We start from the raw sequence: 22,444 nt of genomic DNA on the forward strand, positions 1-22,444 counted from the left end.
TGTCAATTTACAAAGGTAAACTAATAAGCCTTCTTAAATAAACAAAGTGAGTACTGTCATTAGTATGATGGCCAATACGACACCACGCGCCATCATTTCTTTATTCATTTTTAGCAGAATGCCAAAGGCTATCAACGTAAGGATGGATCCCAGTGTGATGATTTTTCCTAAATTTCCCTGCGCTTTTATGATCTGAATTCCAATGATAAACTGGAAGTCAGTAAAAAAGGTAATAAAGAGATAGCAACCAACTAGTGTAGTGAAAAATCCTATCAAAATTCCCCAGACTAAATCGTTCTTATTCATTCCATTTCCAGGTATTAAGTTGCTGTATGGCATGATGTGCTGTTAAGTCAAATTGAACTGGAACAACTGATATGTATCCATTTTCGAGCGCCCATTCGTCTGTGTCTTCGCCTTTGTCCTGATTGACAAATTCTCCTGCCAGCCAATAGTAATCCCTTCCTTGCGGTGTTTTTCTTTTATCAAATTTTTCTACCCAAAGTGCTTTGGCTTGGCGACAAATACGAATTCCTTTGATGTCCTTTTCGTTTAATTTTGGGAAATTAACATTTAAAACGACCCCTTCTGGAAGTCCATTTTCTAAAACTTCTAAAGAGATTTTGCGTATAAAGGTTTTGATCGTTTCAAAATTGGCGTTCCAGTCATAATCTAAAAGAGAGAAGCCTATAGCTGGAATTCCCTCTATTCCTGCCTCGACTGCCGCACTCATGGTTCCGGAGTAAATTACATTTATGGATGAATTTGAACCATGATTGACACCGGAAACACATAAATCTGGTTTTCTTTTTAGGATTTCATTTACAGCCAGTTTCACACAGTCCACTGGAGTTCCGGAGCAGCTGTACTCTAAAAATGGATCACTATCTTTAGAGATTTTATTCAAATACAACATGCTGTTTATGGTAATGGCATGCCCCATGGCACTTTGTGGATTGTCAGGAGCAACCACGACGATTTCGCCTATTTCTGCCATAACGGCAATTAAGGCTCGAAGTCCCGGTGCCGAAATTCCGTCGTCATTCGTTATTAGAATTAAAGGTCTTGTTTTTTTCATTATATCTGTTTGTAAAAAGATTGATTATTTTTGATTTTCGGAGTATATGTAATCCCCCTGAATGAAATCACTAAACAAAATATAAAAATAGGTTATGTTGGTTGATTTAACTTAAAATAATAAAAACAATTTATATCTTTAACAAAAATTTATGGGGCTACTGCTGCGGTTGGCATAGTTTTTACCATAATTTAGATTAAAAATTCATGAATACAATTCTTAGCTTTATGAAAAGAAATTATAAAATCATACTTGTTGTTGTATGCCTTTCGTTAACATTGTTTGCTTTTAAATATAATGCATCAAAAGAGAACGACCCTGAAAAAGATAAATTGCTCTTAGAGTTATTGACTTTTGTAATCCAGAAGGGACATTACAGTCCTGCCGATATTAACGATACTTTTTCAAAAGGAATCTATAAAGATTATATTGAGGCTTTAGATCCATCTAAACGTTTTTTCCTGCAATCCGATATCGATGAATTTTCGAAATTTGAGTTGTTGTTAGACGATCAGTTGTTGAATAAAGACTTGTCTTTTTTTAATCTTACCTATGATCGTTTGATGAAAAGAATGGAAGAGAGTAAAAAGATTTATAAGGATGTCTTGAGTGAGCCTTTTGATTATTCTGTTGATGAAAGCTTTAATATAGATTATGAAAAGGCTCCCTATGCTAAGAGTGCAAGTGAATTAAAGGATAAATGGCGTAAGCAAATTAAATTATCAACTCTTTCTTCTCTGGTAGATCGTTTGGCTTTACAAGAAAACAAGACTAATGAGGCAAAACTGGATGCTGCAATACTGAAAAAAGAGGAAAAATTAAAAGAAGAACTTTCTAAAGAAACAGCAAAGGACAGCACGGTAACCCCAGATAAACCAAAGACTTTTGAAGAATTAGAAAAAGAAACCAGAAGAAATTCTGGAAAATCATTAGATGAATATTTTGGGTTTATAAAAGATTTGGATAGAAATGATTGGTTTTCTGTGTATATAAATTCTATTACGGCTCGTTTTGATCCGCACACGAATTATTTTGCTGCCGAAGAAAAAGAACGATTTGATGTAAGTATAAGCGGAAAGTTAGAGGGAATTGGTGCCCGTCTCCAAAAGAAAAATGATTTAACTGAGATTTCGGAACTTATTTCCGGTGGTCCCGCATGGAGAGGGAAACAACTGGAAGCAGGAGATTTAATAATGAAAGTAGGGCAGGGCTCCGGAGTTTCAGTTGATGTTGTTGGGATGCGGCTTGATGATGTGGTAAAGAAAATTAAAGGACCAAAAGGTTCGGAAGTCCGACTTACAGTTAAAAAAGTAGACGGAACAATCAAGATTATTTCTATTATCAGAGATATTGTTGAAATTGAGGAAACGTACGCCAAGTCAAGTATCGTGAATAAAAACGGGATGAAATATGGGATAATTTATTTGCCTAAATTCTATATTGATTTTGAAAATAAAGACGGTAGAGATGCCGGTAAAGATGTTGCTATTGAAGTCGAGCGACTGAAACAATCCGGTGTTGATGGAATTGTTCTTGATGTTCGCGATGACGGAGGCGGATCATTATCCACGGTTGTAGATATTGCAGGCTTATTTATTGAGCAGGGTCCCATTGTTCAAATTAAATCAGCAGGAAGAAAAAAAGAAGTGTTGTACGATCGAGATAAAAAAATAGAATGGGATGGCCCTTTAGTAATTATGGTGAATAGTTTTTCTGCCTCAGCTTCTGAGATCTTAGCAGCTGCAATTCAAGATTACAAAAGAGGAATTATAATTGGGAGCAAACAAACGTACGGTAAAGGAACCGTTCAAAATGTGATTGACCTGAACCAGTTTGTGCGCAGTAGCTCCGTTGGGGATTTAGGTGCTATTAAGACCACCACACAAAAATTTTATAGAATCAACGGTGGTTCTACTCAACTAGATGGGGTACGAAGTGATATCGTTATGCCGGATCGTTATGCCTACTTGAAAATGGGAGAGCGCGATATGGATAATGCAATGCCTTGGGACAAAATTGATCGGGCTGACTACAGTGTTTGGACTAATAATGACAACTTTAATCAGGCGATAACAAATAGCAAAAACCGTATTAGTAAAAATGCACAGTTTCAATTAATTGAAGAGAATGCGAAGTGGATTGATAGTAGAAGCGAGGAGAATGTGTATAGTTTGAATATTGATACATTTAAAATCGCACAATCTGAAATTGAAGAAAAAGCTAAAAAATACAAACCAATTGTAGATTACAAAAATCTACTTACGTTTACTTCACTGCCTCATGAAGCAGATGCAATTAATAAAGACGCTTCTTTAAAAGAAAAAAGAGAAAGATGGCATGAAGCTTTAGCAAAAGATATTTATGTTGAGGAAGCACTGAATGTATTAGAAGATTTGCAATCAAAAGCAATTTCTAAAAAAAGCATTCCTGTTAAAATTAAAAAAGATAAATTAGCGAAATCTTAGGTAGTTTTTCAGCAAGTTTCAGTCAATAATAATAGAAAAACCCTGTACATTCTTAAGAACGTACAGGGTTTTTCTATTTGGGTAATTGTTTTTTCGAGTTTTGTAACTCAGTGAAGGAGACTAGATAAGTAAATCAATGCTGTTTATCTATCAATTTAGTGTGCTAAAATGTTACTGAAAAAGACCGGATTTATTGCAAATTACCATCTGAATTTTGGTATTAACGTATAACTTTAGGATTCAATTCAATGTAACAATAAGATAAATATATTTATTGTTTAGGTCTTTGATTCAAAAACAAAGAGTAATAATCCATAGTGAGGTTCGTGGATTACTTTTGTCTTAAATTTGTCAAATTACCATTCATTTACTTTATTGGCATCCATTTTTATAAATATAAAAAGCAATATTGTAAAACCCCAAAGACCGGAACCTCCGTAGGAAAAGAAAGGTAAGGGTACGCCTATGGTGGGGAAAATACCGGCTACCATGGCTATGTTTACAAAGAAATGAGTAAAAAGTACGCCTGCAACACAGTAACCATATACTCTGCTAAACTTTGTTTTTTGTCTTTCGGCAAGGTATATTATTCGAAGAAGTAAACAGGCAAAAAGGGCGATTACAGCCAGAGAACCCAGAAATCCCCATTCTTCGCCTACAGTTGTGAAGATGTAATCCGTGTGTTGTTCCGGTACAAAGCCACCTTTGGTTTGTGTTCCTTCTAGGAATCCCTTTCCAAACCAGCCTCCAGATCCTATGGCTATTTCGGATTGATTGGTGTTGTATCCAATTCCTTTGAGGTCAACAGTTTTTCCTAAAAGAATATTAAAACGATCTCGGTGATGTTGTTTGAACAGGTTGTCAAATACATAATCTACAGATAGCACAAATCCAGAAATCAGGGCAAAGATAATACTGCTCAAAACAATATTTCGGTCTGCCAGTCTTGATTTGAAATGAACCAATATTATAATTGCTAATCCAATAAGTATTACATATTCTGGTTCTAATAATAAGGTAAACACAAATAAAAGAATTGTAATAAATCCAGTCCAAACATACCAAGCCGGAAGTCCTTCACGATACAAAACAATGATGAATATGCTGTATATCAATGCGCTTCCAGGATCTGGCTGAGGCAAAATGAGTAGCACAGGTAGGAAGATTATGGCAAGAGCCTGTATTTGTCTATTGACTTCTTTTAAATTAATTTGTGTGTCACTCAAATATTTGGCTAATGCTAATGAAGTGGCTGCTTTTGCAAATTCAGAAGGCTGGATCGTGAAGCTTCCAATAGCATACCAGCAACGTTGACCAGCAATTGTTTTGCCAAATAAAAACAGCCCGGCTAATGTGAGTAGTGATACTCCAAAGATGATACTCGCATATTTCTCATAAAATTTCCCGTCAACCGAGAGTATTATGAATATTAATGGAATGGTCAATACGATGAAGATCAGTTGTTTTTCATAGGTGTCTTGCATCGAAGACATAGAGGAGGAATAGATATTTAACCAGCCCAAAATAACTAATACCGCATAGATGATTATGCTTATCCAATCAATATTATTTGTGATACTTTGGTTTTTCATTACATTTAAATAACTTGTTTTTTTACTTTTGAGGTATCTGTTTTAATCCTTACGGCAGGAATTGTTCTTTTATTTAAAAGCGAGTCACTAATGCGTAATTGCAATTTGACTGCGTCAGAAAGTCCACCTAATTTGGCATATTGACTTTGTAAGCTTGTTGCAAGTATTCTTTTTTCCAGATCTATCCTTGTAATTTTTTGTCTTAGGTATTTTTCAATCATCAAACTGGCAATTGGTCCGGCTATTGTTGATCCAAAGCCCCCATTTTCAACCATGATAGCAATGGCAATTTTAGGATTGTTTTTTGGTGCAAAAGCTACGAATATGGAATGATCTTTAAGTTGAATTCTTTTGCCTCCAATTTTAGCAAAATTTTCAGCTGTACCGGTTTTACCACAAATATCTATTCCTTCGACTTTAAGTGCGCTAGCAGTCCCCATGTTGTACACATCAAACAAACCGCTAATTATGGGTTTGAAGTGTTTTTTGTCGATGGTAGTGGTGTGTTTTGTCGTGAATTTTTTATCAATTTTGTGGCCTTCAATTTTTTTGATGATGTGAGGGGTGTAATAATAACCTTCATTTGCAACAGTTGCCATCATGTTAGCAAGTTGTATGGGTGTCATTAGAACTTCGCCCTGTCCTATTGAATTAGAAACGATCGTGGTACTTCTCCACCCTCCATTTGGATAGATGCGTTTGTATGTTTTAGAATCCGGAATATTTCCTCTTTTACCTGTTGGTAAGTCATATCCCATAAATTGTCCCAGTCCAAAGCTTTTTATGTGGTTGCTCCAAACATCAACAGCTGTGGCCGGTTTTGTATATTTGTTTATTGTCTTCATATACGCTGTGGCAAAATAGGAATTGCAAGATTCATATATACCTCTGTGCAGCTGAAGAGAACCTCCTCTACAATGGCATCTCATAAATCGACCTCTTGCATAACTAAAACCATTATTGCAGGATACGCTTGTGTTTTCATCTATTACACCTTCTTGTAGAGCAACTAAGCCAGTTAAAATTTTAAACGGTGATCCTGGCGGATATTCAGCTAGTAATCCTCTGTCATACAGTGGCTTTGCTATTGAATCATGGTATAGTTGGGTGTAGTTTTTAGAGCGTTGTCTTCCTACCAATATTCCTGGATCATAAGAAGGAGCGGTTACCAGTGCTAGTATTTCGCCAGTGCGAGGTTCTATAGCAACAATTCCGCCTCTTTTATTAATCATCAATTCCTCTCCGTATTTTTGAAGTTCGGCGTCAATAGTAAGATTTATATCTTCTCCTTGCACGGCTATAGTGTCGTATTTCCCTTCTTTATACGAGCCAATTTCCCTATTGTATTTGTCTTTTTGAATGTATTTAACCCCTTTTACCCCGCGTAAAAGATCTTCATAGCTTTCTTCAACTCCCTGTCTTCCAATTAAATCACCGCTATTGTAATATGGATTTTTGGCTACTAGTTTTTCATTTACCTGAGTGATGCCCCCAAAAACATTGGCTCCAAAATTTACTTCATAATCACGAAGGGAACGTTTTTGAAAATAAAAACCTTCATATTTTCTTATTTTTTCTTGAAAAGCTGCAAATTCACTTTTATTCAATTGTGATAAAAAAACAGAGGGTAACCGCGGACTATATATTCTAGCTTTTTCAATTCTTTTAATGAAATCTTCTTTTGAAATTTTCAACAATTGACAAAGTTCTAAAGTATCTGTGTTTTTTAATTCTCTAGGAATGACCATAATGTCATAAGATGCTTGGTTCGCAACCATTAATACGCCTTTACGGTCATAGATGTAGCCTCTTTCAGGATATTCATATTTTTTTTTAATTGCGTTATTTTCAGATTTTAACTTTAAGGTGTCATCCACTATTTGCAAATAAAAAATACGCAATATTAGTAAAGAAGTAGCAAGAATGATTAGGGAAGGCAATAGTGCTTTTCTCATCTTTTATTAGGCTTAATAAGGTATATTATAATTATGCAAATAAGGAGTGTGAATATGGTACTCAATAAAGTTCGTAATACGACATCTAAAATAAAGCTAAATTGAAAAGCTTCCAGCAAAAACATCGTAAAATGATGAATGGTAACCGATAGTAATAAAAAAGAAAATCTTTCTGGGGTTAATACATCATTCAGTTTTATAGTTTGGTATTCATAACTTAACCCAAAGGAAAACTTAAAAACAGAAGGTCTAAAGTAGGCTAATACTAAGCATGCGGTCGCATGTGTTCCTCCAGAATTACTGAACATATCCATTACAAGTCCAAGTAAAAAACTAGCAATTAGTAGTCCTGATTTATTTCCATTTACGGGATAAAGTATGATAAATAACACGTAAGGAAATGGGCTTATATACCCAAAAAAATTCATGTTATTAAATATAATAATCTGAATTGCTAATAACAAAAGGAATCGGGAAATATTGACTAACAGTGCGCTATTCATCCTTATTTCCTTTTTCTAAATTAATAATTTCTTCACGATCTTTGCGCGTAATAATATAAACGTGACCTAGATTTGTCATATCGTTAAATAATTTAACATTTATGGTGTAATAATTAGTCTGATTGTCTATTTCTATTTTGTCTATAGTTCCTATATTAACGTTTTCCGGAAATATTACAGATTGCCCCCCTGTTACAATGGTATCTCCTTTTCTAATAGCGGCTAATCTAGGAACATCTATCAATTGTACAAAGCCAGTACTTTTTCCGTTCCATATCAAAGATCCAAAATGATTGGATTTTTTGATTTTAGCATTAATTTGAAATTTCTTATTTAAAATGCTAATCACAGTTGCATAATTAGGTGAGGTATTTTCTATGATTCCTATAATTCCTAAGCTGTTTATAACGCCCATGTCTGGTTTCACACCTTCTAGTTCTCCTGAATTTAAGGTTAAATAATTTTCGTGAGTACTATAAGAATTGTGTATTACCTTAGATACTAATATATCTCCTGATTCGATCCCTTTTAGACTGTCTAGTTTTTTTATTGCAGTGGTATCTTTTTTGTTAAATATAAGACTCTTTAATTTTGCGTTTTCAAGCGCGAGTGCTTCATTTTCAGTTTTTAAATTCAAATATTCATTAAGGTTGTTTACCTTTTCATAGACACCTCCGCTTAGAAAATTTGCAGAACTAATTATTTTACTTCTGTGAAAGGAGTGGGATTGAATGGTAAGGGATAATGAAATACCCAAAAGCAGCAAAAACAGTAACCGATTACTGTTTTTAAAAATAAAATTAAATATTTGCTGCATTTTCTAACGGTATAATATAAATAGCTGTCTGTTTTATTTTGGAATCTAATAGTTGTTGCTGGATGCTATCTCAGTCCTGTAAATTGACAAGAGTAGCTATAACAAATTACTTGATTAAAATACTTTTAAATTTAGCAATGTTTTTTAGTGCCATTCCTGTCCCTCTTACTACAGCTCTTAACGGATCTTCTGCAATGTAAACTGGTAAATCAGTTTTTTGTGAAATTCGCTTGTCAAGACCTCTTAACATGGAGCCTCCACCGGCAAGGTAGATTCCTGTGTTGTATATATCGGCAGCTAGTTCTGGGGGAGTTTGTGATAACGTTTCCATAACGGCATCTTCAATTCTTTGAATTGATTTGTCTAATGCTTTTGCAATTTCTCGGTACGATACTTCTACCTGTTTTGGTTTACCAGTAAGTAAATCTCTACCTTGAACGGACATGTCTTCAGGAGGTGTTTCTAAATCTTCTATTGCTGCGCCAATTTGAATTTTTATTTTTTCAGCTGTACTTTCTCCAACAAAAAGATTGTGTTGGGTACGCATATAATATACGATATCATTTGTGAATACATCGCCAGCTATTTTTACTGATTTGTCACAAACAATACCACCTAAGGCGATTACGGCAATTTCAGTTGTTCCACCACCTATATCTACAATCATGTTTCCTTTTGGTTGCATAATATCAATACCAATACCTATTGCTGCTGCCATAGGTTCGTGTATTAGGTATACTTCTTTACCGTTTACTCTTTCACATGATTCTTTTACGGCTCTCATCTCCACTTCGGTAATGCCAGAGGGAATACAAACGACCATTCTTAACGCAGGAGTAAACATTCTTTTCTTTAGCGCGGGTATGCTTTTGATAAACATACTTATCATTTTTTCTGAAGCATCAAAATCAGCAATTACACCATCTTTCAAAGGGCGTATTGTCTTAATGTTTTCATGTGTTTTACCTTGCATCAAGTTGGCTTCTTTGCCCACAGCAATGATTTTACCAGAAACTCTGTCTCTGGCAACAATTGATGGACTGTCTATTACAACTTTATCATTATGTATGATTAAAGTATTAGCGGTACCAAGGTCTATCGCGATATCCTCAGTCATGAAATCAAAAAATCCCATAAATTTTTTGGGGTTAAAATGTTATAAATTTGAAACGCACAAAGTTAAACAAATTAATGTTTAAAATGACGCGTTCCCGTAAATACCATTGCAAGTTTATTTTCATTGCAATAGTCAATGCTCAAATTGTCTTTGATGGATCCGCCTGGCTGAATTACCGCAGTAATACCTGCTTTTTTAGCTATTTCAACACAGTCTGGGAAAGGGAAAAATGCATCACTTGCCATTGAGGCTCCATGTAAGTCAAATCCAAAATTTTTAGCTTTTTCTATCGCCTGTACTAAGGCATCAACTCTGGATGTTTGTCCTGTACCGGATGCAATAAGTGTTCCGTTTTTAGCAAAAACAATCGTGTTTGATTTGGTGTTTTTACAAATTTTGGAAGCGAAAATTAAATCCTGAATTTCCTGTTCAGTAGGAGCTGTTATGGTAACGGTTTTTAAGGCTTCTTTATTGTCAGTTACCGTATTTCTTTCTTGAATTAAAAGTCCGTTCAAGCAGGTTCGTACCGTTTTTTGGGGTAACGCAACCTCGTTCTGAACTAATAGGATTCGGTTTTTCTTTTCTTGTAAAATAGTCAGGGCCTCAGTATCATATTCGGGGGCAATGACCACCTCACAAAATAATTTGTTTATCTCTGTTGCAGTCGCTGCATCAATTTTAGTATTGGAAATTAAAACACCTCCAAATGCAGATGTCGGGTCACAAGCTAATGCGGCTAAATAGGCCTCAGTAATAGTTGTTCGTGTCGCTAAACCACAAGCGTTGTTGTGTTTTAATATGGCAAATGTAGGGCCGTCATTGTTGAATTCAGCTATCAAATTTACAGCCGCATCTACATCTAACAAATTATTGTATGATAATTCTTTTCCGTGCACTTTGTTGAACATGGCCTCAAAATCTCCAAAGAAAAATCCTTTTTGATGTGGGTTTTCACCGTATCTCAGCACTTGACCGTTAGGAATACTTTCTTTGTAAATGGTTTCGTCAGTATTAAAATAATTGAAAATTGCAGTGTCATAATGCGATGAAACATGAAATGCTTTTGTTGCCAATAATTTTCGGTCTTCCAATGTTGTGGCGCCATTTTGATCGATAATTAAATCTAAAAGCAAGCCGTATTGATCTACCGAAGCCACAATTACGGTATCCTTGAAGTTTTTTGCAGCAGCACGAATTAAAGAAATACCACCAATATCTATTTTTTCAATGATGTCTGCTTCACTTGCTCCTGAAGCAACCGTTTTTTCAAAAGGATATAAGTCAACAATGACTAAGTCAATTTGTGGAATGTTGAATTCTAGCATTTGTTGTGCATCACTCTCATTATCTTGGCGATTTAGTATTCCACCAAAGACTTTTGGGTGTAATGTTTTTACTCTTCCACCCAAAATAGAAGGGTAAGAGGTCACATCTTCAACGGGTATTACGGGAATTCCTAAATTTTTTATAAAATCCTCAGTCCCTCCAGTAGAATAAAGTGTAACATTTTGACTGTTTAGTTGTCTTACTATAGGTTCTAATCCTTCTTTTGAAAAGACGGAGATTAATGCAGATTGAATTGTTTTAGTTGTGCTCATTATGTAGTTATAGTTATAAAATGCAAAAATAGTTTTTTAATGTCAAAATTAAGCCATTTGAAATTGAGATAATTGTAATTTTTACGGCTATTGCAACGGGAAACATAAAAATAGCGCTTTCACAATGTAACGAAACGATTTTTCATTAGGTTTCTGATTAATATTTATAGAATTTTACTTAACACTAAATAGATTGTATGTTAGTTTACCTTCGATTATTAAAAGAGAGTTTTAGCTTTGCGATGAATGCATTGCGCAACAATAAGTTACGAACGCTGCTTTCTTTGTTAGGCGTTACTATTGGGATTTTTTCTATTATAGCGGTACTCGCTGCTGTAGATTCTTTGGACAGAAAAATCACTAAAGATTTGAGTAGTTTAGATAAAAATACGATTTATTTGATGAAATTTTCTTTCGGGCCTTCGGAAATTCCACAATGGAAAAGAGAACAGTTTCCTAATGTGAAGTATGATGAATACACCTATATGAAAGGTGCAATGACTAACACGGATCAAATGGCCTATCAAATATTTATTAGAAGAGAATCTATTAAATTTGATTCAAAAACAGTTAGTGATGTCAATATAGTTCCTGTTTCTCAGGAATTTATAGATATTCAGGGCCTTGAGTTTGAAAGCGGACGATTTTACAATGAATCCGAAGCCAATTCCGGAGCTACAGTTGTTGTTTTGGGGAATGAAATTGCAAAATCACTTTTTGATGATGTAGAACCCATTGGAAAAAACGTGCGGTTGTATGGAAATCGTTTTACGGTCATTGGGGTTTTGAAGAAACAAGGAGCGGGTTTGTTTGGGGATAGTAATGACACCTCAGCTTATATTCCAGTCAATTTTGTGCGACAACTATACGGGGATAATAATACTGCTTTGACAAATGTTATTATTTTTAAACCTGAAAATGGAGCTGACATGGCAGCTTATAAAGAAGAAATAGCACAAAAATTAAGAAGCTTTAGGGGATTGAAAGCAGGTGAAATAGATAATTTTTTCATTAATGTTTTTTCTGGATTTACTGACCTTATTGATGGTATCCTTGGGCAAATGAATCTTGTAGGATGGGTTATCAGTGGCTTTTCTCTGCTTGTAGGTGGTTTTGGAATTGCTAATATTATGTTTGTTTCTGTAAAAGAGCGTACGAATTTGATTGGGATCCAAAAATCATTGGGAGCCAAAAACAAGTTTATATTGTTTCAGTTTTTATTTGAAGCGATAATATTATCAGTTATTGGTGGTTTGATAGGATTGCTCTTAGTTTGGATTATTACTCTTATTGTAACAAAAGCCTTAGACTTCGAGTTTGTCTTAAGTATGGGTAATATTGTCCTAGGAACAGGATTAGCGGCTATAATTGGTCTAATATCCGGAATTCTACCTGCAATTGCAGCTTCTAAATTAGATCCGGTGGAGGCTATTCGTACCGGGATATAAAAAACTCAGGTTTTAGTAATCCTCTTTTGTAAACACTTAATTTTAAATATAATGGCATAACAAAAAACAGCTTCCAATATTTTTTTGGAAGCTGTTTTTTGTTATAAAGAGAATGTAGCGCAAATATAAAGTCCCAATTGCTTGGGATTTTATTTATCGAATATCATTGTTCTGAATCAAATCAATGTACAAGTTGATCTTGTCTTTCAATTCTTTTCTTGGTGTGATAAAATCTAAGAAGCCATGTTCGAGTAAAAACTCAGCAGTCTGAAAACCTTCTGGTAAATCTTTACCAGTTGTGTCTCGTACTACCCTTGGGCCAGCAAATCCTATTAATGCGCCTGGTTCAGATATGTTGATGTCACCTAGCATCGCGTATGAAGCAGTTGTTCCTCCAGTTGTAGGATCTGTACATAACGAAATATAAGGCAGTTTTGCTTCGGCAAGTTGTGCTAACTTAACAGATGTTTTGGCTAATTGCATTAATGAATAAGCAGCTTCCATCATTCTGGCTCCACCTGATTTTGAAATCATGACAAAAGGCAAGTTGTTTTTGATGGCGTGATCAATTCCTCTCGCAATTTTTTCACCTACAACTGCACCCATAGAACCACCAATGAAGGCAAAATCCATACAGCAAATAACTAAATCTTTACCTTTTGATTTTCCAACTCCCGTGCGTACTGCATCCTTGAGTTTGGTTTTTTCCATTACATCTTTCAAACGATCTGCATATTTCTTGGTATCAACAAAGTGCAAAGGATCTTTAGAAGTCATATTCTTGTCTAATTCAACAAATTCATTGTTGTCAAATAAGATTTGAAAATATTCAGCACTTCCAATTCTGACATGAAAACCATCTTCTGGACTCACAAATAAGTTGCGAGCTAGTTCATCGGCATCAATGATTTTTCCGGTTGGAGATTTGTACCAAAGTCCTTTTGGAATATCCATTTTGTCTTCGGTAGCGGTAGTAATCCCTTTTTCTTTTCTTTTAAACCAAGCCATTTCTTTAGTATTCAGTGTTCAGTAATCAGGTATTCAGTGTTTTGTAATCAGTTTTAGTGTTCCATTATCAGCATTTGAGATCTGAACACTAAAAACGGACCACTATTTTTATAATGTATTCACATTGTTCAAGTCAGCAAATGCTTGCTCAAGTCTTGTGTTGAAAGTAACTTCACTTTCACGCAACCATTTTCTTGGGTCGTAATGTTTTTTGTTTGGAACATCAGCGCCTTCTGGGTTTCCAATTTGAGTTTTCAAATAGTCAATATTTTTAACCATGTAATCACGAATTCCTTCTGTAAATGCAAATTGCAAATCAGTATCGATATTCATTTTTATTACCCCGTAGCTGATCCCTTCTCTTATTTCTTCTAATGTAGAACCAGAACCACCGTGGAAAACGAAATCTACTGGATTAGATCCTGTATTGAATTTATTTTGAACAAAATCCTGAGAATTTTTCAATATTTTTGGAGTCAATTTTACATTTCCGGGTTTGTACACTCCATGTACGTTTCCAAAAGCAGCAGCAATTGTAAATCGTGGACTTACTTTTGAAAGTTCTTCGTATGCGTAAGCAACTTCTTCCGGTTGTGTATATAATTTAGAACTATCTACATCAGAGTTGTCTACACCATCTTCTTCACCACCTGTGATTCCAAGTTCGATCTCTAATGTCATTCCCATTTTACTCATTCGTTCTAAATAGCCTTTGCAAATTTCGATGTTTTCTTCGATAGGCTCTTCAGATAAATCAATCATGTGAGACGAAAACAATGGTTTTCCGGTTTTAGCAAAATGTGCTTCGGAAGCATCTAATAGGCCGTCTATCCAAGGCAATAATTTTTTCGCACAATGGTCAGTATGTAAAATTACAGTTGCTCCATACGCTTCCGCCATGGTGTGAATGTGTAAAGCTCCTGCAATTCCACCAGCGATAGCTGCTTTTTCACCAACATTCGAAAGTCCTTTACCTGCATTAAATTGTGCTCCTCCATTAGAAAACTGAATGATAACAGGAGCATTAAGTTTTGCTGCAGTTTCAAGGACACCATTGATTGTATTTGATCCAGTAACGTTTACTGCCGGAAGTGCAAATCCTTTTTCTTTTGCGTAATTGAAAATTTCTTGTACTTGATCTCCTGTAGCTACGCCCGGTTTAATAGTATGTGCCATTGTGTTTTTTTTAGTTATTTTTTAGTTTTTAGTTTTGCAAAAATAAGAATTATTTAGCATTAGAACGGGTAATTTATTCCAAAATTTAAAACAGAGTTTCCGAAATTATATTCTTGAAACCATCTTTTACGGGTTTCGTTGGCAGGATTATAGGTTTTAAATCCTAAATCAAAACGAATTACAAAAAAACTCAGGTCATATCGAAGGCCGAATCCCGTGCCTAATGCAATGTCTTTTAAGTCGCTGAAACTGGTAAATGTTGATTTCTCATCCACCACATTATCCAATACGTTCCAAATGTTCCCGGCATCAGCAAAAAGGGCTCCTTTTAAATTGCCTAATATTTTAAATCTAAATTCACCACTGATGGCAATTTTCATGTTGGCTTCATTAAAATCATCTACAGCTCCGCTACTCCCGGGACCTAAGCTGTATGGTTGCCAGGCTCGGTTGTCATTTGAGCCCCCAGAAAAATAACTCCTTGAAAAAGGAATGTAATTTGAATTCCCAAATGGGACTGCAATGCCAAAAAAGGATCGAAAGGCAAAGATCTTTTCTTTAGATAAATCCCAATGTTTGATGTATTCAAATTCTGTTTTTAGGTATTCAGAGTATTCTAAATTAAATATCTCATAATTACCGGTGACATTTTCTTTTTGATTTGTCGTTTTTGCAAAAGCTGACAATAGTGTTCCCGCTGATTCTATTTTTGTTCTAAAGAGATAAAAATCATTGTCTAATAAGTCTTTCTTTGTTGTTTTTGAAAACGTAAAACTTGTAGCGAGTATAAAATCGTTTTCCGTAAGTCGGAGTCTTCTTTCCTCAATGCTTTTTACACTTTCTATATCAGCACTTTCTAATGGTTTTAAGAAACTCGCATTGCCTGATAAGACATCACGGGTAAATCCAGTTGTGCCTCTTTCAATGACTAAATTCCTATCGATATCATTGTTGTAGTAGTTAGGGTTGGTGTTGTATTGCTTCCCTATGGCATTCAATGCTCTGTAAGAAGAGTTGTAAACAAAGAAATAATTATTGGGATTTAGATTGCGAACAAACTGGGTGTTGAACAGGTCAAATCGGGCAGTATGGTTTCTTTTTGGAGTCCAATTGTACGATAGTGCTCCCGTGAAATTTTCTTTGTCTAACCCCAGATTTCTTTGTTTTGCAAAACCGACTGTGATTAGTGTGGAGGGAATCATGCTTTTTGGAATGATTTTTTCAGTGCTAAAGGGAATGAAAATTCTAGGAATATTTAATTTTAAATCCAACCCGTACTCGGATACATTAAAAAAATTATTATTTGGATTGGCAAGATCTTGTGAGGAACCTATATTGCCACGGGCTGCAATTTCCAGTGTTTCAGCACCATTAAAAACATTTCTGATTGTTTCTGAAACACTCAATCCGATACCAAAATCCTGAATGTTAGAATGGGTAACATCTAGTGTAGTCCCAAAACTATATTTTTTGCGGGGAGTCAGGTATACTTTAGCGATCAGCGATTGTGCAGTACTGTCTCTTTTGTCAACTTCATATTGTATGGAGGGGTAGTTGAATACTTTGAGGTTGTTCAGGTAGCGTGTGGTCAAGACTGTTTTGTAATCAGCATACAAACCTCCCTTTGTAATGAATATGGCGTTAGTTATCGCGCGAGGTTTGTATTTTAATTTTTGATGGCTGTATAAATTGAAGTTTTTGTAGGTTGTACTATCTGTAATAGTCCGGTTGTTATTCTCTGAGGAATAGTCCGTATAAATATTTACATCACTTATTTTATAAATTTTAAAAGGCACCGTTTTGCTAGAATCCTGATCTTGGTACGAATAATTATTAATGACCAGGTTTATATTTGCTTGATTTACTTTTTTAATCGTGTCAATATCAAAAGTAACGTAGTTGGACTGAAAATAATAGGCTCCGTTATTTCTGAAATGAGTGGTAATTCGGTTTTTTTCATTCTCAAAATCTTCTGTTTTGTATTGATTGCCTGATTTTAGAAAGGTATTGGATTTATTGGTTTGGTATAAAGAGTCTAATGCTGGAGTTAAAATAGTGGTTTTTAAAGTATCTAGGAAAAAGGCATTTCCGGGCGTTATGGCGTATTTTATTTTAGCTTTTTTAAGGCTCAGGGTGTCTATGTTGTAATTTGCATTTACATTAAAATAGCCATTGTTGAAATAGTAATATTTCAATCGCAATACTGATTTGTCAGCTCTTTCTTTGTCGATAATTACAGGAGGCTCTCCTGTTTTTTTTAAAAAATTATGGATGCCATAATATAAAAAAGACTTTCCGAGTCTGTTGACTTGTTTTTCAGACAGCCATTTGGATTGTCTTTTGTATTTTTCGGGATTGTTAGCAAACTTAGCCTGATAGGTTGAATCTGGATTTAGATTGGCAAGATTGTAAAGGTTCAAGCGCAAACGATAGCCCAGCAAGGTACTGTTTGGTTTTTGATACAACTGATTAAAAATAGTTTCCTCCTTAATGGATTTGCCATTGGCCTCGATTTCATTTTTTGTAAGCAGCAATTTCCCGTCAGGAACTCTTTTTACAGCGTCACAAGCGCAAATTAGTATTGCAATTACAATAAATGCAGTTATTTTTGTAGAAATTTTTTTCAAGTGTTCTAAAATATTTAATTCAAAAGTACATTATTTTATGGTTAGTAAAAACCAAATAAAGCTTATAACGAGTTTGCAGCAAAAAAAATATAGGATAGCCAATAAATTATTTTTTGCCGAAGGTGTCAAAGGAATTGAGGAACTATTGGATTCTAATTTTGAATTGGAACATTTGTTTACCACCCAAAATGATTTTGATTCGGTAAGCCAAGAAAAAAAAACCATTATTTCAGAAAATGATTTAAAAAAAGTTACAGCATTGGCTACTCCGAATACATGTTTAGCCGTTTTTAAGATGCCAGTAGAAAAATCAATTACTGAAACCGGTTTGATTCTAGCGCTTGATTCTATTCGGGATCCTGGAAATTTAGGGACTATATTGCGTTTGTGTGACTGGTTTGGGATACAACAAGTCTTGTGTTCAAAGGAAACGGTAGATCTGTATAATCCAAAAGTGGTTCAGGCAACCATGGGCTCCATTGCCCGGGTGAATGTTAATTATGTTGATTTGAATGTTTTTTTAGCGCAGACAAAACTTCCAATTTTTGGGACCTTCATGGATGGAGAAAATATTTATAAAGCAACTCTTCCTCAACAGGGAATTATTATCATGGGGAATGAAGCTAATGGAATTTCTCCGGCTCTTGAAAATGAGGTCCACAACCGACTCACAATTCCTCGTTTTGGGAATCTTCAAAAAACGGAAAGTCTGAATGTAGCTGCAGCAACAGCAATTGTCTTAAGTGAGTTTTGTAGAGGCTGATAGCAACGCGCAGTCATAGTTTACGGGAGAACTTAAAACGGCCAAACTACTTTTTAATGGAAAGTAAAATTAATTAAAATGGCTCTGGTCTTTAAGGCTTCAATGTTTCCTGTCCAAGGACTGCTGGGGTCATTGTCTCTAATTAGTTCGTCATTAAGTCCAAAAACACCTCTTATGGAAGGCGAAAATATAAAATATTCGGAAAAAAGGTCAATTCCAAAGCCTAATTCATAATTAGTAGTCCATGATTTAACTCGAAAGCGTTCCTGCAAATTATCATCCATCAACTTAGAGTTGCTGGATAAGTTTAAAGTAGCTGACAATCCTCCCACTAAATAGGGGCGAATATTGCCCGTTCTTAGGGAGGAAAATTTCAACAATAAAGGAAAATGAATGTACGTGCTGTTCACTTCTCTAAGCGCATCGCCACTGTTTGAAAAATTAGGATAATACAAGTCTCTTTTTGTGTAATACAATCCAGGTTCAAATCGCAAGTTAATGTATTCCTGTAATTTTACATCACCAATAATTCCCACATTGAAACCGGTTGTTTTTTTGACCAGTATATCAGGGCCTTTCATTTTATAATCAATTTTAAAATCATAGGAATTGAATCCTAAGTAAAAGCCATAATAAACTTTCTTTTTTTGAAAATTTTCCAAATTAACAATGGGATCTTTGCTGAAAATAGTTCGAGACTTTTGGGCGTATCCGTTTAGAATAAAAGCAAAAAAGAGTAAGGCAATTATTTTTTTCATGTTATTTTTTAGAAGCTGAGTAAATGGTCGCCACACCAAAGGTTTGCGGTAATGCTACAACATCTATAAACCCAATTTCTCTTAAAATATTGTTTAACGCCTCGCCATAAGGAAAAGCGGCAGCTGATTCAGATAAATAACCGTAGGCAACGTTATCCTTAGAGAATAATTTACCTATCAAAGGCAGGATGTTTTGACTGTAAAAAGTATAGCCTTGTTTGTAAGGCGTTTGGTCTGGCACTGACGTTTCTAAAATTACAAATACACCATTTGGTTTTAAAACTCTTAAAATTTCAGCTAATCCTTTTTCCAGCGTTTCAAAATTTCGAACACCAAAAGCAACGGTAATCGCATCAAAATAATTGTCTTCAAAAGGCATGTTTTCTGAGTCGCCCAAAATCATTTCAATAGTAGCAGTAAGGTTTTTGTCAGCAATTTTTTGGACGCCAACTTCCAGCATTCCGGCAGATATGTCTAAGCCAATGATTTTTTCAGCATTGGTTTGTGCCATTAAAATCGCTAAATCTCCGGTGCCCGTAGCAATATCCAGGATTATTTTTGGATTGGATTTCGCAACCATCTGCAAAACTTTTTTACGCCATTTTATATCAATTCCAAAAGAAATGACACGATTCAATTTATCATAGTTGCCTGAAATGGTGTCAAACATTTGAGCAACCTGTTCTTTTTTACCTAAGGCAGAACCTTTATAAGGAGTTATCTTTTCTGACATTTTTTTTATGCAAATATAATACAAACGGGATGAACTAAAAACGAGTTCTTTAAATTAGAAGCAAGTTTTGTTTTATGTGCCGGAATGATTTTTTGCGTATTAAATAAGACTAAGTCCGTTAAAATAAGAAACATTTTTTTATTTGAAATATCACTAAAAGTGGGTATTGTATCTCCGATTTTTATTGCGCAAATTTGGTATTCAAGAAAGAACCATATTAAATGATTAAAAAAGAGTCAGTGAACCTAATCAAATGGATATTTTTAGCGCTATTTATCTCATTTGTTCTTGTTAGCTGTTTTGAAAATGCTGTTTTACAAGGCAGTATTGTAGTTAAAGCGCATCATACGTTCTTAGGATTAAATTTGTTTTTGGAAATTTTAATTTTTTTCGTCTTTAGTACCTTCGTGGTATTTGGTATTAAAGGCTTTTTTGAGATGTATTCTCAAAAAACATCAAACATTATAATCTTCGTTTCTGGAGTGTTACTAGTGTTTGTAATTTTTATATTAGTTTATCAAATACTGTTTCAAGACTAGGTCATTGCTCTTAATCAATGGTTAAAAAAAAACATCCCCAAAAGGATGTTTTTTTATTTTATTTCCTAACGAATGTCTGGTAGGAATAATCGTAAAGATGCTTTTCATCCTTCTCATTAAATTCCGAAACTATTATTTTCCATTCGGACTCATTAATCGCAGGGAATCTGGCATCGCCTTCAAAGGAGTGATGTACCCGTGTGATTTCTATTTTATCAGTAAAAGGAAGTCCCAAAGTATAAATTTCGCCGCCACCAATTATAAAGGTGTCTTGGTCTTTTGGACAAACTTCCAGTGCTTTTTCAATACTATCAACAATTATGCATCCTTCAGCGTGATACTCTTTTTGTCGGGTGATTATGATGTGGGTTCTGTTTGGTAATGGTTTGGGAAAACTTTCAAATGTTTTTCTCCCCATTATGATATGATGCCCGGAAGTAAGTGATTTGAATCTTTTAAAATCGTTGGGCAAATGCCAGATTAATTCATTGTTTTTTCCTAGCGTATTATTCTCGGCTACGGCCGCAATCATTACTATCATAATTATTTAGGGTCGTCGTTAGATACTTGCGTCTGTAATTGGTCTATTTTCTTTTTTTGCAAAGCGACCAGGCGGTCTATTTGTTCTCTTTCCCAATCTTTATTCATAAATCGATCCGTGATGAAAATTTTTATAAAATGCAAAATAAAAAGGAATAGCCATATTGTAATAACCCAAAGATACCAATACGAGACTACCGTACTATCAAGGAAATTATGAGCAACAAATAGCAATAAACTTCCCAATACAAAAAGAACAAAATGAAAATACAATCGTTTCTTTTGTTTTATTCTTCGTCTTGCATATTCATATTGTTCGTGTAATTCTTTTTCCATCGCTCTGATTTTAGTTTATAAAGGTAAAATTTATTTTGCAAAGTCACTATTTTGCCTCAGGATTATTTCAACAGAAAACGTATTCTGATTTTTGAATAGTAAATTTACGATCCTTTAAATTATTGAATTTATCAAAAATTAACATAGTTTACGGCATTCCATTAAAACTTCACAGGAGCCATTGAAACTTCAATATATTACATTTACTTTGTTTTATAAACCTATAAATGAATATGTTATGCCGATTAAAAAACAATTTGTAAAAACAAAGCCAGTTTGTAAAGTTACTTTTTCGGTAGCGGCAAAGGCAGCAAGTCATGCTTCTGTTGTGGGTGATTTCAACAATTGGAATGTTGCTGAAGGGGCTTTAAGTAAATTAAAAAATGGAACTTTCAAGGGAGTATTTGATGTGGCCAAAGACGCTGCTTACGAATTCAAATACGTTATCGACGGAGTATTTGTCAATGAACCAGAAGCAGATTCTTTCAAATGGAATGCGTTTGCTGGAAATGAAAACGGTGTTTTAGTAGTATAGCTAAACACCGTTTTTTATTATTTTATACCGCAACACTTCCTTTTATCGTGGCATGAGGTTCATAGCCTTCAAGGGTAAAATCTTCAAAACCAAACGCAAAGATGTCTTTTATATTGGGATTTAAAATCATTTTTGGTAATGGTTTTGGCTCACGGGTCAATTGCAATTCCAGTTGTTCAAAATGGTTGTTATAGATATGTGCATCGCCAAAAGTGTGAATGAATTCACCAGGTTCTAGATCACAAACCTGCGCAATCATCATGGTGAGTAACGCATACGAAGCGATATTAAAAGGAACTCCTAAAAAAATATCAGCGCTTCGCTGGTACAACTGACAAGATAGCTTACCCCCAGAAACATAAAACTGAAAGAACGCATGACAAGGCGGCAAGGCAACTTTATTGTTACTTACATTTTCGTCAAATGATTTTGTCGTGTCAGGCAGAACCGATGGATTCCATGCTGAAACCAGCATTCTGCGGCTGTTAGGATTCGTTTTTAACTCTTTAATTAATTCCGATATTTGATCAATTTCTTCACTATTCCAATTGCGCCATTGGTGGCCGTAAACAGGCCCTAAATTTCCATTGGCATCAGCCCAAGCATCCCAAATTTTAACGCCGTTTTCTTGAAGATACTTAATATTTGTGTCTCCTTTTAAGAACCAAAGCAATTCGTAGATAATGGATTTTAGGTGTAGTTTTTTAGTAGTTACCATCGGGAAACCTTCATTTAAGTCAAAACGCATTTGGTAACCAAAGACACTTTTTGTCCCGGTTCCCGTACGATCTCCTTTTTGACAACCGTTTTCCATTACGTGTTGTACTAAATCTAAATATTGCTTCATTGTCTATAT

General features: G+C 34.8%; 20 protein-coding genes. 4 read left to right on the forward strand and 16 right to left on the reverse strand.

All coding sequences use genetic code 11. From position 1 onward, the window contains the following. Nucleotides 1-33: 33 nt before the first annotated feature. The gene (locus tag EKL95_RS12275; protein ID WP_126564319.1) at nt 34-306 is read right to left on the reverse strand and encodes a hypothetical protein; all 273 of its coding nucleotides are present in this window, start codon (nt 304-306) and stop codon (nt 34-36) included. Next, complete coding sequence (gene surE / locus EKL95_RS12280; protein ID WP_126457467.1) at nt 299-1,078, reverse strand: 5'/3'-nucleotidase SurE; 780 nt, start codon at nt 1,076-1,078, stop codon at nt 299-301. Before surE ends, EKL95_RS12275 begins: the two co-directional genes overlap by 8 nt. A 206-nt stretch (nt 1,079-1,284) precedes the next feature. Between surE and EKL95_RS12285 the strand changes: the two genes are divergently transcribed. After that, the gene (locus EKL95_RS12285; protein WP_126562107.1) at nt 1,285-3,543 is read left to right on the forward strand and encodes a carboxy terminal-processing peptidase; all 2,259 of its coding nucleotides are present in this window, start codon (nt 1,285-1,287) and stop codon (nt 3,541-3,543) included. Between the two features lie 356 nt (nt 3,544-3,899). Here the strand turns inward: EKL95_RS12285 and rodA are convergent, their stop codons facing one another. The 6 genes from rodA to purH form a co-directional block, all read right to left on the reverse strand. Next, complete coding sequence (gene rodA / locus EKL95_RS12290; RefSeq protein WP_126457465.1) at nt 3,900-5,135, reverse strand: rod shape-determining protein RodA; 1,236 nt, start codon at nt 5,133-5,135, stop codon at nt 3,900-3,902. Between the two features lie 5 nt (nt 5,136-5,140). Beyond that, on the reverse strand, nt 5,141-7,090 hold the full coding sequence (mrdA, locus tag EKL95_RS12295) for a penicillin-binding protein 2 (RefSeq protein ID WP_126564320.1): 1,950 nt from the start codon (nt 7,088-7,090) through the stop codon (nt 5,141-5,143). Continuing rightward, a complete protein-coding gene (locus EKL95_RS12300) occupies nt 7,087-7,593 on the reverse strand; it encodes a rod shape-determining protein MreD (RefSeq protein WP_126564321.1) in 507 nt (168 codons plus the stop codon). Before EKL95_RS12300 ends, mrdA begins: the two co-directional genes overlap by 4 nt. Then, nucleotides 7,586-8,410, reverse strand: coding sequence for a rod shape-determining protein MreC (gene mreC, locus EKL95_RS12305; RefSeq protein ID WP_126516126.1), 825 nt, complete (start codon nt 8,408-8,410; stop codon nt 7,586-7,588). Before mreC ends, EKL95_RS12300 begins: the two co-directional genes overlap by 8 nt. 106 nt (nt 8,411-8,516) lie before the next feature. Next, entirely contained in the window at nt 8,517-9,545 is a 1,029-nt protein-coding gene (locus tag EKL95_RS12310) for a rod shape-determining protein (RefSeq protein WP_126452939.1), read from the reverse strand. Between the two features lie 53 nt (nt 9,546-9,598). Beyond that, nucleotides 9,599-11,125: a bifunctional phosphoribosylaminoimidazolecarboxamide formyltransferase/IMP cyclohydrolase gene (purH, locus tag EKL95_RS12315; RefSeq protein WP_126564322.1), complete on the reverse strand. Its 1,527-nt coding sequence runs from the start codon at nt 11,123-11,125 to the stop codon at nt 9,599-9,601. Between the two features lie 197 nt (nt 11,126-11,322). Between purH and EKL95_RS12320 the strand changes: the two genes are divergently transcribed. Then, nucleotides 11,323-12,573: an ABC transporter permease gene (locus tag EKL95_RS12320; RefSeq protein ID WP_126564323.1), complete on the forward strand. Its 1,251-nt coding sequence runs from the start codon at nt 11,323-11,325 to the stop codon at nt 12,571-12,573. A 153-nt stretch (nt 12,574-12,726) separates the two neighbouring features. Here the strand turns inward: EKL95_RS12320 and accD are convergent, their stop codons facing one another. The 3 genes from accD to EKL95_RS12335 form a co-directional block, all read right to left on the reverse strand. Continuing rightward, the gene (gene accD / locus EKL95_RS12325) at nt 12,727-13,581 is read right to left on the reverse strand and encodes an acetyl-CoA carboxylase, carboxyltransferase subunit beta (protein WP_126452945.1); all 855 of its coding nucleotides are present in this window, start codon (nt 13,579-13,581) and stop codon (nt 12,727-12,729) included. Between the two features lie 108 nt (nt 13,582-13,689). Continuing rightward, nucleotides 13,690-14,757, reverse strand: a complete 1,068-nt coding sequence (gene fbaA / locus EKL95_RS12330) for a class II fructose-bisphosphate aldolase (protein ID WP_126516129.1) — start codon at nt 14,755-14,757, stop codon at nt 13,690-13,692. Between the two features lie 59 nt (nt 14,758-14,816). Beyond that, complete coding sequence (locus tag EKL95_RS12335) at nt 14,817-17,384, reverse strand: BamA/TamA family outer membrane protein (protein WP_126457457.1); 2,568 nt, start codon at nt 17,382-17,384, stop codon at nt 14,817-14,819. Nucleotides 17,385-17,421: 37 nt separating this feature from the next. On the opposite strand from EKL95_RS12335, the gene EKL95_RS12340 reads away from it, so the two are divergent. Further along, nucleotides 17,422-18,147, forward strand: coding sequence for a TrmH family RNA methyltransferase (locus EKL95_RS12340; protein ID WP_126457456.1), 726 nt, complete (start codon nt 17,422-17,424; stop codon nt 18,145-18,147). 53 nt (nt 18,148-18,200) lie between these two features. Here the strand turns inward: EKL95_RS12340 and EKL95_RS12345 are convergent, their stop codons facing one another. The 4 genes from EKL95_RS12345 to EKL95_RS12365 form a co-directional block, all read right to left on the reverse strand. Beyond that, entirely contained in the window at nt 18,201-18,905 is a 705-nt protein-coding gene (locus EKL95_RS12345; RefSeq protein WP_126457455.1) for a porin family protein, read from the reverse strand. Between the two features lies 1 nt (nt 18,906). Next, on the reverse strand, nt 18,907-19,638 hold the full coding sequence (ubiE, locus tag EKL95_RS12350) for a bifunctional demethylmenaquinone methyltransferase/2-methoxy-6-polyprenyl-1,4-benzoquinol methylase UbiE (RefSeq protein WP_126564324.1): 732 nt from the start codon (nt 19,636-19,638) through the stop codon (nt 18,907-18,909). Nucleotides 19,639-20,235: 597 nt separating this feature from the next. Further along, nucleotides 20,236-20,718: a dihydrofolate reductase gene (locus EKL95_RS12360; RefSeq protein ID WP_126457453.1), complete on the reverse strand. Its 483-nt coding sequence runs from the start codon at nt 20,716-20,718 to the stop codon at nt 20,236-20,238. A gap of 2 nt (nt 20,719-20,720) precedes the next feature. Continuing rightward, a complete protein-coding gene (locus EKL95_RS12365; protein WP_126457452.1) occupies nt 20,721-21,053 on the reverse strand; it encodes a 2TM domain-containing protein in 333 nt (110 codons plus the stop codon). Nucleotides 21,054-21,291: 238 nt separating this feature from the next. On the opposite strand from EKL95_RS12365, the gene EKL95_RS12370 reads away from it, so the two are divergent. Next, nucleotides 21,292-21,588, forward strand: a complete 297-nt coding sequence (locus EKL95_RS12370; RefSeq protein WP_126562104.1) for an isoamylase early set domain-containing protein — start codon at nt 21,292-21,294, stop codon at nt 21,586-21,588. A gap of 22 nt (nt 21,589-21,610) precedes the next feature. Here EKL95_RS12370 and EKL95_RS12375 read toward each other — a convergent pair whose 3' ends face one another. After that, complete coding sequence (locus EKL95_RS12375; RefSeq protein WP_126452966.1) at nt 21,611-22,435, reverse strand: thymidylate synthase; 825 nt, start codon at nt 22,433-22,435, stop codon at nt 21,611-21,613. Nucleotides 22,436-22,444 lie beyond the last annotated feature (9 nt).

Source organism: Flavobacterium sp. LB2P53, assembly GCF_003970305.1.
Classification (GTDB): Bacteria; Bacteroidota; Bacteroidia; order Flavobacteriales; family Flavobacteriaceae; genus Flavobacterium.

What these genes read in the sequence shown, in the direction of transcription:
- EKL95_RS12285 (WP_126562107.1), top strand. Translation starts at nt 1,285, where the DNA reads ATGAATACAATTCTTAGCTTTATGAAAAGAAATTATAAAATCATACTT.
- ubiE (WP_126564324.1), bottom strand. Translation starts at nt 19,638, where the DNA reads ATGTCAGAAAAGATAACTCCTTATAAAGGTTCTGCCTTAGGTAAAAAA.
- EKL95_RS12340 (WP_126457456.1), top strand. Translation starts at nt 17,422, where the DNA reads ATGGTTAGTAAAAACCAAATAAAGCTTATAACGAGTTTGCAGCAAAAA.
- EKL95_RS12320 (WP_126564323.1), top strand. Translation starts at nt 11,323, where the DNA reads ATGTTAGTTTACCTTCGATTATTAAAAGAGAGTTTTAGCTTTGCGATG.
- surE (WP_126457467.1), bottom strand. Translation starts at nt 1,078, where the DNA reads ATGAAAAAAACAAGACCTTTAATTCTAATAACGAATGACGACGGAATT.
- accD (WP_126452945.1), bottom strand. Translation starts at nt 13,581, where the DNA reads ATGGCTTGGTTTAAAAGAAAAGAAAAAGGGATTACTACCGCTACCGAA.
- EKL95_RS12365 (WP_126457452.1), bottom strand. Translation starts at nt 21,053, where the DNA reads ATGGAAAAAGAATTACACGAACAATATGAATATGCAAGACGAAGAATA.
- EKL95_RS12360 (WP_126457453.1), bottom strand. Translation starts at nt 20,718, where the DNA reads ATGATAGTAATGATTGCGGCCGTAGCCGAGAATAATACGCTAGGAAAA.
- rodA (WP_126457465.1), bottom strand. Translation starts at nt 5,135, where the DNA reads ATGAAAAACCAAAGTATCACAAATAATATTGATTGGATAAGCATAATC.
- mreC (WP_126516126.1), bottom strand. Translation starts at nt 8,410, where the DNA reads ATGCAGCAAATATTTAATTTTATTTTTAAAAACAGTAATCGGTTACTG.
- fbaA (WP_126516129.1), bottom strand. Translation starts at nt 14,757, where the DNA reads ATGGCACATACTATTAAACCGGGCGTAGCTACAGGAGATCAAGTACAA.
- EKL95_RS12370 (WP_126562104.1), top strand. Translation starts at nt 21,292, where the DNA reads ATGCCGATTAAAAAACAATTTGTAAAAACAAAGCCAGTTTGTAAAGTT.
- EKL95_RS12345 (WP_126457455.1), bottom strand. Translation starts at nt 18,905, where the DNA reads ATGAAAAAAATAATTGCCTTACTCTTTTTTGCTTTTATTCTAAACGGA.
- EKL95_RS12300 (WP_126564321.1), bottom strand. Translation starts at nt 7,593, where the DNA reads ATGAATAGCGCACTGTTAGTCAATATTTCCCGATTCCTTTTGTTATTA.
- mrdA (WP_126564320.1), bottom strand. Translation starts at nt 7,090, where the DNA reads ATGAGAAAAGCACTATTGCCTTCCCTAATCATTCTTGCTACTTCTTTA.
- purH (WP_126564322.1), bottom strand. Translation starts at nt 11,125, where the DNA reads ATGAGCACAACTAAAACAATTCAATCTGCATTAATCTCCGTCTTTTCA.
- EKL95_RS12375 (WP_126452966.1), bottom strand. Translation starts at nt 22,435, where the DNA reads ATGAAGCAATATTTAGATTTAGTACAACACGTAATGGAAAACGGTTGT.
- EKL95_RS12310 (WP_126452939.1), bottom strand. Translation starts at nt 9,545, where the DNA reads ATGGGATTTTTTGATTTCATGACTGAGGATATCGCGATAGACCTTGGT.
- EKL95_RS12275 (WP_126564319.1), bottom strand. Translation starts at nt 306, where the DNA reads ATGAATAAGAACGATTTAGTCTGGGGAATTTTGATAGGATTTTTCACT.